This is a genomic window from Dactylosporangium sucinum, from assembly GCF_014647515.1.
In the GTDB taxonomy this organism is placed as follows: domain Bacteria; phylum Actinomycetota; class Actinomycetes; order Mycobacteriales; family Micromonosporaceae; genus Dactylosporangium; species Dactylosporangium sucinum.
This window is the reverse complement of the sequence record NZ_BMPI01000067.1, coordinates 1-11,234: the sequence shown is the minus strand read 5'-3', so window position 1 is coordinate 11,234 and position 11,234 is coordinate 1. Positions and strand designations below refer to the sequence as shown.

Here is an 11,234-nt window from a genome sequence, read left to right as displayed (position 1 = left end):
GAGGCCCTCGGCGGCCAGCAGCACCCCCGCCTTGCTGACCTCTTCCATGAACGCGCCCATCTTGGCCATGAACTCGGGGCTCGGCTGCCAGGCGGCGGCGTCGGACTGGTCCAGGCGGTGCATGAGCATGTAACGCATTTTCGTCTCCTCTGTCTCGTGACTACCTTTTCACCAACGCGTCGAACGACGCTCGCCGCCTTCGACACCGACGGGGAACTTTTTTTCCGATGAGATTGCTGTTCGCGTTCGCCGGGGGAAACGGGCACTTCCAGCCCCTGGTCCCGCTCGCCCGGGCAGCCGCCGCCGCGGGCCACACCGTGGCCGTGACCGGCCAGCCGGCGGTCATGCCGCACGTCACCAAGGCCGGCTTCACGGCGCTGCCGTCGGGCCGGCGCTCGACGATGAGCGGCGAGCGGGTGCCGCTCAGCCGGGTCGACCCGGCCCGCGAGGACCGCGACTTCCGCGACGGCTTCGCCGGCTGGATCGCCGCCGAGCGGGCCCCGGCCGTCCGCGAGGTGGCCGGCGGCTGGCGCCCGGACGTCATCGTGTGCGACGAGACCGACTTCGGCAGCATGATCGCCGCCGAGACCCTGGGCATCCCGCACGCCTCGGTGCTGGTGCTGGCCGCCGGCACGTTCGGCCGCCCGGACGGGCTGGCCGGCAAGCTCGACGAGGTCCGCGCCGCGCACGGCCTCGGCCCCGACCCTGGCCTGGCCATGCTGGAGCGCCACCTGGTGATCTCGCCGGTGCCGCCGTCGTTCCGCGCGGTGCCGCTGCCGCCGACCGGCCGCCTGATGCGGCCGGCGGAGCCCGTTTCCACAACCGGCGGCGGCACCGTGTACTTCACGCTCGGCACGATCTTCAACACGGAGTCGGGCGACCTCTTCGGCCGGGTCGTCACCGGCCTGCGCCAGGTCGAGGACGTCAACCTCGTCGTCACCGTCGGCGACAGCATCGACCCGGCCGAGCTCGGCCCGCAGCCGCCGCACGTGCGCGTCGAGCGGTACGTCCCACAGGCCGAGCTGCTGCCGGCCTGCGACGCCGTCGTCTCGCACGCCGGCTCGGGCAGCGTGCTCGGCGCCCTCGCGCACGGCCTGCCGCTGGTGCTCCTGCCGATGGGCGCCGACCAGCCGGCCAACGCCGTCCGCTGCGCCGAGCTCGGCGTGGGCGTGGTCCTCGACGCCGTCGACACCACGCCCGAGCAGGCCCGCGACGCGCTCGCGACGGTCCTCACCGACCCGTCGTACCGCGCCGCTGCCCTCCGCCTCCAGCAGGAGATCGCGTCGATGCCGGACCCCGCCGCGCTGCTCCCCGCGCTCGAAGCGCTCGCCTGACCTAAGGCCTGTTTCATCACTGGGGCCGGGCTGCGGCGGGCCCAGTCATGAAACAGGCCTTAAGCCCAGCGGCGCAGCTCGTCGGCCGCGTCTCCGATCTCCCGGCGCAGCACGGGGTCGAGGGCGGGGTCGGCGAGCACGGCGTTCGCGAGGTCCAGGGAGCGCGAGGTGTACAGCGGGAAGGCCGCCCGGACGACCTGCGCCCCGGCGAACGCGTAGCGGCCGGTGAGCATGGCCGCCACGTCGGCGAAGTAGCGCTCGACGTAGGCGTCCGTCACCGCCTCCTGGCCCGGCTGCCAGAAGTTCGCCGCCGTCGCCATCGCGATGCGCGGCCGCTCGTCGGCGACGACGATCCGCCAGGCGCGGGCCTTCGCCTCGGCCGTCGGCAGGGCCGCCCGGCAGGCCGCGGCCCGCTCGGCGCCGGCCGCGCTCGGGTCGCGCGCCTCCTCCGCGGCGATCTCCTCCTCGCCGGCGGCGCCGAGCGCGGCCAGCCGCAGCAGCAGCGACCAGCGCAGCCCGCCGTCGACGGTCAGCCCACCGGGCACGGCGCCGTCGTTCTTGCGGTTGAACCCGGGGCGCCCGCCGTCCAGCCAGGCGCGCAACAGCCCCGCCTCGTCCGGGCCGGCCACCGTCACCAGCGCGCGTGCCATGGCGAGCTGCCGGCCGCTGCCCGGCGCGGCGGCCACGAGCGCGGTCGCGCACGCCTCGGCCAGCGGGCCGAACGGGACCAGGCCGCGGCGGGCCAGCGCGTCCCGCGCGAACGAGAGCACCTCGTCGAACACGCCCTCCTCCCGCTCGCCGGGCAGCGCCGCGCCGAGCAGGGTGAGGAAGTCGGCCGGCGGCAGCAGCCCGTCGCGGACGGCGTCGATGACCGCGGTCCAGAGCACCGCCCGCGCCAGCGGGTCGTCGAGGTCGGGCAGCACGGCCGGCAGCGCCGCCAGCCCGGCGTCGTCGAGGCGCACCGTCGCGTACGTCGCGTCGCCGTCGTTGACCAGCAGCACCGTGCCGTTCGGCAGCCCCGCGAAACCGTCCACGACCGTCGCGCCGCCGTCCAGCGTGCACGGCACCCGCCGTACCGAACCGTCCGAGGCGTAGGCGGCCAGCGTGATGCGATGCGGCCGGAGCGGCCGGCCCGACTGCTCGACCGTGAGCGACTCCAGCGTGCCGTCGGCGGCGCGGGTCACCACGGGGCGCAGCGTGTTGGCGCCGGTGCTGCGCAGCCACAGCTCGGCCCACCCGCTGAGGTCACGGCCGGCGGCCTTGCCCAGGACGGCGAGGAAGTCGGCGAGGGCCGCATTGCCGAAGCGGAAGGTGTGGAAGTACTGCCGGAGCCCGGCGAAGAACGCGTCCTCCCCGATGAACTCGGCCAGCTGCCGCAGGGCGGCGGCGCCCTTCGCGTACGAGATCCCGTCGAAGTTCAGCATCGCCAGCGCGGTGTCGGTGACGTCGTCGGGCGCGACGGGGTGCGTGGAGGGCCGCTGGTCGGCGAGGTGCCCCCAGCGCTCCCGCCAGATCGCGAAGTCGGCGAGGGCGGCCGGGTGCCGGCCCGTCTCCGCGGCGACCCGCCAGCCGAGGTACTCGGCGAACGCCTCGTTGAGCCAGATGTCGTCCCACCAGCGCAGCGTGACCTGGTCCCCGAACCACATGTGCGCCATCTCGTGCAGCATGACGACGAACCGCCGCTGTCGCTCGCTGCCGGTGGCGACGGTCCGGAAGAGGAACTCCTCGCGGAAGTTGACGAGCCCGGGATTCTCGACCGCGCCGCCGGCGAAGTCGGGCACGAACGTCTGGTCGTATTTTCCGAAGGGGTACCGCAGCTGGAACAGCTCGTGGTACCGGTCGAACGCCTTGGCCGTGGCCGCGAACAGCTCCTCGGCGTCGGCGTCGAGGAAGGGCGCGAGCGACCGCCGGCACAGCAGCCCGAGCGGGATCCCGTCGTGCTCGGCCGTGCGCTCGTGCCACGGCCCGGCCAGGATGCTGAACAGGTAGGTCGACAGCGGCGGGGTGTCCTCGAACTCCCACCGCCCTCGTCCGGCGGCCCGTCCGGGCGCGTTCCCGCGCACGATCCACCCCTCCGGCGCCGTCACGCCGAGCGTGATGGGCGCCTTGAGATCGGGCTGGTCGAAGCAGGCGAAGATCTGCTGAGCGTGGTCGAGCGGCGCCTGCCCGTACAGGTAGACGGCCCCGTCCTCCGGATCCACGAACCGGTGCAGCCCGTCCCCGCCGTGGGAGTACGGCGCGACGGCGGCGACTTCGAGCCGGTTGACCGCGGCGAGCCCGTCGAGCGGCAGCCGGTTGTCCGCTCGCGCACCGGGATCGAGCGCAACCCCGTTGAGCACGACTTCCTTGAGGGTGCCCCCTCTGAACTCGACGAACGTGCCCGCTCCGGGCTGCTCGCAGGCGAACTCGACGGTGGTCCGGCTGACGTACTCGGCTTCCCCGGTGAGGTCGAGGTCCACGCGATAGGCATCGACGCGCAGCAGCCGAGCCCGCTGCTCCGCCTCGGCGCGGGTGAGGCTGACCATGATCGAACGCTACCTCGCCCGGCCCCACCTCCCAGCGGCGGTGGCCGGTCGAAGGGGTGCGGCGGGCCGTTCCACCCCTGGAAGACGGCCGCCGCACCCCGTCAGCAAGCACGGGCGGGCCGGCACCGTGGTTCGGTGCCGGCCCTGTCAGGTAGGCGTCAGATCAGCACTTGCCGAGGTCCTCCCAGTTGGCCGTCCAGCCGGGTTCGGAGCCCTGGGTCCACCACTTGGCTCGCCACAGGTGCTTGCCCTGGCCCGACGCCGGGCCGTTCGGGTCGCCGTACTTGCTCTTCTCGTGCTTCACCGTCTGGCCCGTGGTGTACACGGCGCTGATCGACCACTCCGGGGCCGCGTTGCAGTTCGTGGCCGGCGGGGTCGAGGTCGACGGGGACGGGGACGCCGACGGGGACTTGGACGGCGACGCCGACGGGGTCGGGGAGCCCGTCGGGGTCACGCACGGGCCCGACGCGTCCACCGTGTCGACGAAGGACGAGCCCGACGAGCGGTACGCCGCCGCCTGGGCCGCCGCCTGGGCCGGGGTCAGCACCTGGTTCTTGGCGTGCAGGACCCAGTCCACCTGCTGGATGTACGTCGACATGCCACCCGAGTGGGCCGCCGTGTCGATGAACCAGAGGTTCCAGTTGATGGTCATCGTCTGGCGCGGGTAGAACTTGCCCGAGTGGTCGCCCATCTGGACGCCGTCGATGTAGTAGATGACGTGGCCGTTCGCGACCGTCACGACCAGGTCGTGCCAGCCGTCGAAGCTCTGCCGCTGCTCCGAGTGCACGTTGTCCGCGAACCAGGGCTCGTTGCGGTACGTGTACCACGTGGTCTGGTAGTTGATCGGACCCGTCTCGCCCCACCCGCCGTTCGGCAGGTACTCCGAGATGTCCAGCTCGCTGTACGTCGGGTCGAGGTCCCCGTTCAGCGGGCTGATGGTGAAGAACGTCTCGTTGATGTGGTCGCCGTCGTTGCCGGAGACCGGGGCGTCGGTGAAGCGGACGCGGCTGGCGTACGTGCCCTCGAAGTACCGCTTCTGCGACGAGTACAGCTCGGCCTGGTTGGTGCCGCCGCTCGTCCCGTCGGTCGAGGCGGTCAGCTGCATGACCTTCTGCCCGCCCGAGGTCGGGAACGAGATGCTGTTCGCCGACCAGGTGGCGCCGGGCACGCCCGGGCCGCCCGAGTACGTGCGCGGGACCCAGCCGTGGCCGGTCAGCAGCGAGTCGCTCGACGAGCTGTAGTTGAAGTCGTCGAACAGGTAGCCGCAGTTCGTGGCGGCGCTGGCCGTGCCGACCGTGGCGGCGGTGACGGCGACGGCACCGATCGCGCCGAGCATCGCGACGCCCGAGAGCACCGCCAAAGATCGACGTTTGCCGATTTTCATGAGTAGAGTCCTCCTAGTACAGAGGGGATGGAGGGGGACTTACTTGACCGAGCCGGCGGTCATACCGGCGCGGATGTGCCGTTGGAACGCGACGTAAGCGATGAGCACCGGCAGCATGGCGATGGTCAGGCCGGCGAACAGTCCGCTCCAGTCGCTGCGATAGCCCTGGCTGACCGACAGGTTGGCCAAACCCTGGACCAGGACATACCGTTTCTCGTTCGGGTTGAGCACCAGCGGCAGCAGGTACTGGTTCCACAGCCCGACGAAGTTGAAGATGCCGACGGCGACCAGGCCCGGACGGGCCATCGGGAGCATGACGCGGAAGAAGACCGCGCCGTGCGAGCAGCCGTCGAGGAACGCCGCCTCGGCCACCTCGCCGGGCAGCGTGCGGAAGAACGAGTGCAGGAAGAACACCGTGAACGGCACGGCGTAGGCCGCGTACACCAGGATCAGCCCGTGGTACGTGCCGAGCAGGCCGAGCTGCCGCACGACGAAGAACAGCGGTACGAGCGCCAGGAACACGGGGAAGAACATCGCGGTGACGAAGACGTAGTAGATCAGGCGGTTGCCGCGGAAGTCGTACCGCGCGAGCGCATACGCCACCAGGGAGCCGAGCAGCATGGTGAGCGCCAGCGCCCCGCCGACGACGATGAGGCTGTTGAGCATGTACCGCCCGATGCTCGCCTCGCTCCAGGCCCGCGCCCAGTTGCCGAACTGTGGATCGGCCGGCAGCGTCCAGGGGTCGCCGGTGAGGATCTGCTTGTCGGTCTTGAACGAGCTGAGCACGGCCCACAGCAGCGGCAACGCGGTCACCACACCCCACCCGAGCATCGCGACATGCGGCAATACCTTCCTCACGCCAGCTCGATCCTCTCCTTGCGGCCGGCCCGCATCACCAGGACCGCCATCGTCAGCGTCGCGAAGAACAGCGCGACGCCCATGGCCGAGGCGTAGCCGAACCAGCCGAACGTGAAGGCGCTGCGCCACAGCGTCAGCCCGATCACCTCGGTCGCGCCGTCCGGACCGCCCGGGCCGACGGTCATGATCTGCACGATCGCGAAGCCGTCGAGCGCGCCGATGCCGAGGTACACGAACGCCACCTGCACGGTGTCGCGCACCAGCGGCAGGGTGATCCGCCGGAACGTGGCCCAGCCGCTCGCCCCGTCCAGCAGCGCGGCCTCGTACAGCTCCTTGGGAATGGCATCGATCGCGGCGCTGAACAGCACCATGTAGAAGCCGACCGAGGACCAGACCAGGACCGCCATCACCGCCGGCAGGGCCAGCGAGGGCTCGGCCAGCCAGCTGCGGGCCAGCCCGTCGAGACCGACCGCCCGCAGCGCCCCGTTGAGCAGGCCGGTGTTCGGGTTGTAGACGAACTGCCACAGCACCGCGACCATGACGAGCGACAGCAGCTGCGGGAAGAAGTACACGATCTGGTACCCCTTCGAGCCGGCGATCCCGCGCCGGCCGTCCTTGCCGCCGAGATGCAGCATGCTCGCCAGGAACAGGCCCAGGGCGATGGTCGCCAGCGGTACCACCGCGAGCATCACGGCGTTGTTGCGCACCGCGTCGAGGAACAGCGAGTCGCCGCCGAGGCGAGCGAAGTTGCTCGCCCCGACGAAGTGCGCCTCGCCGGCCACCCCGGTCCAGTCGGTGAGCGACAGGTAGAACGCCTGCCCGTACGGCGACAGCACGAAGACGACATGCAGCACCAGCGCGGGCAGCAGCGCACCGACCAGGAACCGGAACCGACCGTGCTGCATCAGCGGGTGTACTTCTTGACGTTGGAGTCCTTCGAGACCGCGTCGGCCGCCTTCTGGATGCGCTCCGCCCACTCGGCCGCGGTCGCGCGCTTGTTGATGAGCTCGCCGGTCGCGTCGTCGACGGCCTTGGCCAGCGGCGCGTACCAGGTGCGGAAGCGGTAGGTGAAGGCGTCCTTGCCGGCCGCGGTCACCGCGTCGCGGACCGAGCCGAGGCCGCTGGAGAGGGTCAGCCCGTCGGCGGCGCCGGCGACCGCGGGCAGCGTGCCGGCGGACTCGGCGAACGAGCGCGCGGACTGCTTCGAGAACAGGATTCGGAGGTACTCCAGGCCGCCCGCGACGTTCTTCGCCTTCGCCGGGACGAGGAACGACTCGCTGCTCGCCGCCTGCACCGCCGCGCCCGAGAGCTTGTCGCCGCCCGTCCGGCTCGGCACGGCGCCCATCACCATGTCGAAGCCCTTGGGGGTGATGTCCTTCTGCTCGCTCTCCAGCCAGGAGCCGCACGGGATGAACGCGGCCTTGCCCTGGCACCAGGAGGCCTGCGACTCGGTGTGGGAGAGCGCCTCGGAGCCGGCCATGATGTACCCCTTGGCGGCCAGCTCGGCGAACGCCTCGGCGGCGCCCTTGAGCCCCTCGGCCTTCCAGGCGTTGGGCTCCAGGTTGTCGACCGCCTTCACCAGGTCCATACCGCCGGTCTTGGCGGCCATGGTGAGCAGCGGGTCGTTCATGTACTCCGGGTACTTGCCCTGGTAGGTCCACGGCGCGATGCCGGCGCCCTTGATGGTCGCGCAGAGGGCGAGCATCTCGTCCCAGGTCTTCGGGTAGGTCCAGCCCTTGCTCGCGAAGAGCGACTTGGAGTACCACACGCCCCACACCGTGTAGGTGAAGTTGAGCGTCAGGACCTGCTTGTCGAACGTGCCGTCCTCGACGACGCCGGGCAGCAGCGTGTCGCGGACCTTGGTGTTCGGATCCTCGAACGACGGCGCGTCGAGGAGCTCGGAGAGGTCGCCGAGCTGCTTCGCGCCGACCAGCGTGGCCAGGTCGAGCCGGCCGGCGCCGGTGTTGTCGACCACGTCCGGCGGGGTGTTGGCGACGAACCGCGGCTGCAGCGCCTCGCCGACCTTCTGGATGCCCTTGTGGTCGATCGTCGCCTTGGGGTAGCGCTGCTTGTAGAGGTCCTCGGCCTTCTTGGCGTAGTCGTCGCCGTAGCCGCCCTTGAAGATGACCACCTCCAGCGGCGCGTCCTCCTTGACGCCCAGCGGGTTCTGGGCGCTCTTCGTCCCGCTCTGCGCCGCGGGCTGGTCGTCGTTGCCACTCGTCACACACGCGGTGAGCAGCGGCGTTGCGGCGAGCGCTTTGAGAATGGAGCGCCGTCTGGGATAGGTTCGATCCGAGGGTGAGGGGTTCATGAGTGGCCTTCTCTCCTTTATGCGGTACGCCGGATGCGCCCGGCGTACCGCGCTTCGAGTGCTGCGTTGTGCTCCCGCCCGCCAGGGACGTTGTCGGACAGGTAGACCGGCGGCGTGACCCCCGCGGCCAGCAGGCGCGCCACGACCTCGGTGACGACCTGCTGGGCCAGCAGCGCCGCGGTGATCGAGGACACGGCCCCGACGGCACCGCCGCCGGGCAGGGGCAGCGACGCGTCGCCGTAGGGGGCGCCGTTGTCCAGCACCACGTCGGCGAGGTCGCCGAGCTTGAGCCCGCTCGCGTGCCGCGACTCCACGCGCGAGGAGTGCTCCAGCGAGGTGATCGCCACGAGCGCGTGCCCGCGCTGCTTCACCAGCTGGGCCATCTCGACCACGGCGCCGTTGACGCCGGAGTTGGACGCGATGACGAACGTGTCGTCGGGCTTGATCGGGGCGAGGTCGTAGAGCCTGTGGGCGACGCTGGGCGTGCGCTCCAGCTGGGGGTCGGCCAGGGCGCTCAGCGGCTCCCCGCCGTACAGCACGATGTCCCGCAGCGCGATGCGGTTCGTCGGGACCAGGCCGCCGGCCCGGCCGGCGATCTCCATGGCGAGCGCCTCGGAGTGCCCGCAGCCGAACGCCTGGATCACCCCGCCCGCCTGGATCGTCGCGGTCAGCAGGTCGGCGGCGTGCGCCACCCGCTCGCCCTGGGTGGTGCTCACGCGCTCGATCGCGGCGCGGATCACCTCGACGTAGTCGGCACTTCTGATGGTCACAGCGGCTTTTCCCTCCGTGGTCGCTTGCGGTTGTTGGTCGTGTCGGGCAGCCGGTGCGCGTCGACGGCGCGCACCGTCAGCTCCAGGGCCTCGGCGGTGCGCTCATAGGTGCGCTGCGCCACCGCGACGTAGATGAGGTCCAGGACCAGCAGTTGCGAGTGCAGCGCGGACAGTGCCGCGACCCGGAAGGTGGTCTCGTGGACCGACGTGGTGAACACGACGTCGGCCACCTCGGCCAGCGGCGATCGCCCGAACGACGTCACCGCGACCGTCAGCGCCCCGTGATCCGCGGCCTCCGCGAGGGTCTCGATCGCCTCGCGCGTGCGGCCCGAGTGCGAGAGGCCGATCGCCACGTCGCCTGGGCCCAGCAGGGCCGCGTTGGTCAGTGCGGTGTGGGTGTCCGAGCGGTACCACACCGGCACGCGAATCCGTTCGAGCCGGAACGCCATCTCCCGCCCGGCCGTGCCGCTCGAACCGAGCCCGAAGATCTCGACCCGGCCGGCCTCGGCGATGGCCGCGGCGACCCGCTCGACGGCCGCGACGTCGAGCCCGGCGGCGGTCGCCTGGATGGCCCGCGTGTCGGCCGCGGTGATCACGCCGAGCACCCCGTCCAGCGGGTCGTCGGGCGCGATGTCGCCGCTGATGTCGGTCTCCCAGCGGGCCTGCTCGGCGCGGCCGGTCTCGGTCGCGATGGCGACCCGCAGGTTGGCGTAGCCCTTGAAGCCCAGCGTCCGGCTGAACCGCGTCACGGTGGCCGTCGACGTCCCCGACCGCTCGGCCAGGTCGACGATGCTGGCGTGCGCCGCGGTCTCCGGATCGCTGAGGATCGTCTCGGCGATGCGGGCCAGCGCCTCCGGCATGGTCGGCCCCTCGATGCGCAGCCGCCCGAGCAGCCCGCCACTCTCACCCGTCACTACGGTCATCCTTTTCATCGACTCGCTATGGCGATGAAAATTACGACCACTTCAAGTTCTAGTCAACAAGCATTTTCTATGGTTCGATCCTCGCCATGGATCTCGTGCTGGGGGTCGATGCCGGCGGTACCGCGTCAAAGGCCGTGGTCAGCGACCTGTCGGGGGTCGTCCGCGGCCGCGGCACCGCCGGCCCGGGCAACCCCTCGGCCACGGGCGCCGCGGCCGCTACCGCTGTCGGGTCGGCGGTACGGTCGGCGCTCGGCACCCTCGACCCAGGGTCGGTGGTGGCGGGCGTGGTGGGGCTCGCCGGGGTCAGCGCACTGGCTGATCCCGGCGTCGCCGCCGCGTTCGACGCGCAGTGGGCCGCTCTTGGCCTCGCGGGCGAGATCGCCCTGGTCGGCGACGCGGTGACAGCCTTCGCCGCGGGCGGCCCGTGGTCCTCCGGCGCCGTACTGGTGAGCGGCACGGGGGCGGTCGCGGCGCTGGTCGACGCGCTGGAGGTGGTGCGCACGGCGGACGGCCTGGGCTGGCTGCTGGGCGACGAGGGCTCGGGCATGTGGCTGGGCCTGCAGGCGGTGCGGCTCTCGGCCCGCTCCTGGGCGGGCGGCGGCGCCCTGGTGGCGGCGGTGGCGGCGCACGCGGGCGCGGCGTCGCCCGATGACCTGGTCCACTGGGCGGGCCGATTGCCGTTCGCCGGGTTCGCGGCCCTGGCTCCGGTGGTGTGCGGCCTGGCCGACGCGGGCGAGCCGGCGGCGCTGGCGCTGGTGGCTTCGGCCGCCGATCGGCTGGTGGCGACGCTGGACGAGCTTTCGGCGCCCGCGGCGCCCGTCGTGCTGGCGGGCAGCCTGCTCACGAACGACACGCCGGTGCGGCGCGGGGTTGTGGAACGGCTCGGGGCTCGCGGGACAGAGCTGGGCACGGCGGCGGATCCGACGCTGGGTGCGGCTCGCCTCGCGGCGGCCACGTATCAGGCCAGGGCCTGACCCCTCCAGCACTCCACCCTCCACCACGTCGCCCGCCCCGCCCGCTCCACCGCCTCACCCGCCCCGCCCACTTCACCGCCTAGTGCAGCACCGCGTTAGTTCGTCGGGGGTTACGCGGCCTTGAGTGGGGTGCCGTCGTAGGTCCATCGGTAGGG

The 11,234-nt window shown here is 71.9% G+C and carries 9 protein-coding genes; 2 read left to right on the top strand and 7 right to left on the bottom strand.

What is annotated here, in order from left to right; genetic code table 11:
- The first annotated feature begins 227 nt into the window (after window positions 1–227).
- Window positions 228–1,334 (top strand): glycosyltransferase, encoded by a 1,107-nt coding sequence (locus IEZ31_RS44190; protein WP_190256132.1) that lies wholly within the window; start codon window positions 228–230, stop codon window positions 1,332–1,334.
- A 59-nt stretch (window positions 1,335–1,393) separates the two neighbouring features.
- Here IEZ31_RS44190 and pepN read toward each other — a convergent pair whose 3' ends face one another.
- The 7 genes from pepN to IEZ31_RS44155 all read right to left on the bottom strand — a co-directional run bounded on the left by pepN (window position 1,394) and on the right by IEZ31_RS44155 (window position 10,105).
- A complete protein-coding gene (gene pepN / locus IEZ31_RS44185) occupies window positions 1,394–3,859 on the bottom strand; it encodes an aminopeptidase N (protein WP_190256131.1) in 2,466 nt (821 codons plus the stop codon).
- 163 nt (window positions 3,860–4,022) lie between these two features.
- On the bottom strand, window positions 4,023–5,243 hold the full coding sequence (locus IEZ31_RS44180) for a glycosyl hydrolase (RefSeq protein WP_190256130.1): 1,221 nt from the start codon (window positions 5,241–5,243) through the stop codon (window positions 4,023–4,025).
- A 39-nt stretch (window positions 5,244–5,282) separates the two neighbouring features.
- Window positions 5,283–6,074 (bottom strand): carbohydrate ABC transporter permease, encoded by a 792-nt coding sequence (locus IEZ31_RS44175; RefSeq protein ID WP_190256173.1) that lies wholly within the window; start codon window positions 6,072–6,074, stop codon window positions 5,283–5,285.
- Window positions 6,075–6,097: 23 nt separating this feature from the next.
- Window positions 6,098–7,006, bottom strand: coding sequence for a carbohydrate ABC transporter permease (locus IEZ31_RS44170; protein WP_190256129.1), 909 nt, complete (start codon window positions 7,004–7,006; stop codon window positions 6,098–6,100).
- On the bottom strand, window positions 7,006–8,412 hold the full coding sequence (ngcE, locus tag IEZ31_RS44165) for an N-acetylglucosamine/diacetylchitobiose ABC transporter substrate-binding protein (RefSeq protein WP_190256128.1): 1,407 nt from the start codon (window positions 8,410–8,412) through the stop codon (window positions 7,006–7,008). The genes IEZ31_RS44170 and ngcE overlap by 1 nt, the downstream gene beginning before the upstream one ends.
- Window positions 8,413–8,429: 17 nt before the next feature.
- Entirely contained in the window at window positions 8,430–9,182 is a 753-nt protein-coding gene (locus IEZ31_RS44160; RefSeq protein WP_190256127.1) for a sugar isomerase domain-containing protein, read from the bottom strand.
- Complete coding sequence (locus IEZ31_RS44155) at window positions 9,179–10,105, bottom strand: MurR/RpiR family transcriptional regulator (protein WP_373294788.1); 927 nt, start codon at window positions 10,103–10,105, stop codon at window positions 9,179–9,181. Before IEZ31_RS44155 ends, IEZ31_RS44160 begins: the two co-directional genes overlap by 4 nt.
- A gap of 86 nt (window positions 10,106–10,191) precedes the next feature.
- Between IEZ31_RS44155 and IEZ31_RS44150 the strand changes: the two genes are divergently transcribed.
- Window positions 10,192–11,079, top strand: coding sequence for an N-acetylglucosamine kinase (locus tag IEZ31_RS44150; protein ID WP_190256125.1), 888 nt, complete (start codon window positions 10,192–10,194; stop codon window positions 11,077–11,079).
- Window positions 11,080–11,234 lie beyond the last annotated feature (155 nt).

What these genes read in the sequence shown, in the direction of transcription:
- IEZ31_RS44190 (WP_190256132.1), top strand. Translation starts at nt 228, where the DNA reads ATGAGATTGCTGTTCGCGTTCGCCGGGGGAAACGGGCACTTCCAGCCC.
- pepN (WP_190256131.1), bottom strand. Translation starts at nt 3,859, where the DNA reads ATGGTCAGCCTCACCCGCGCCGAGGCGGAGCAGCGGGCTCGGCTGCTG.
- IEZ31_RS44180 (WP_190256130.1), bottom strand. Translation starts at nt 5,243, where the DNA reads ATGAAAATCGGCAAACGTCGATCTTTGGCGGTGCTCTCGGGCGTCGCG.
- IEZ31_RS44175 (WP_190256173.1), bottom strand. Translation starts at nt 6,074, where the DNA reads ATGCTCGGGTGGGGTGTGGTGACCGCGTTGCCGCTGCTGTGGGCCGTG.
- IEZ31_RS44170 (WP_190256129.1), bottom strand. Translation starts at nt 7,006, where the DNA reads ATGCAGCACGGTCGGTTCCGGTTCCTGGTCGGTGCGCTGCTGCCCGCG.
- ngcE (WP_190256128.1), bottom strand. Translation starts at nt 8,412, where the DNA reads ATGAACCCCTCACCCTCGGATCGAACCTATCCCAGACGGCGCTCCATT.
- IEZ31_RS44155 (WP_373294788.1), bottom strand. Translation starts at nt 10,105, where the DNA reads ATGACCGTAGTGACGGGTGAGAGTGGCGGGCTGCTCGGGCGGCTGCGC.
- IEZ31_RS44150 (WP_190256125.1), top strand. Translation starts at nt 10,192, where the DNA reads ATGGATCTCGTGCTGGGGGTCGATGCCGGCGGTACCGCGTCAAAGGCC.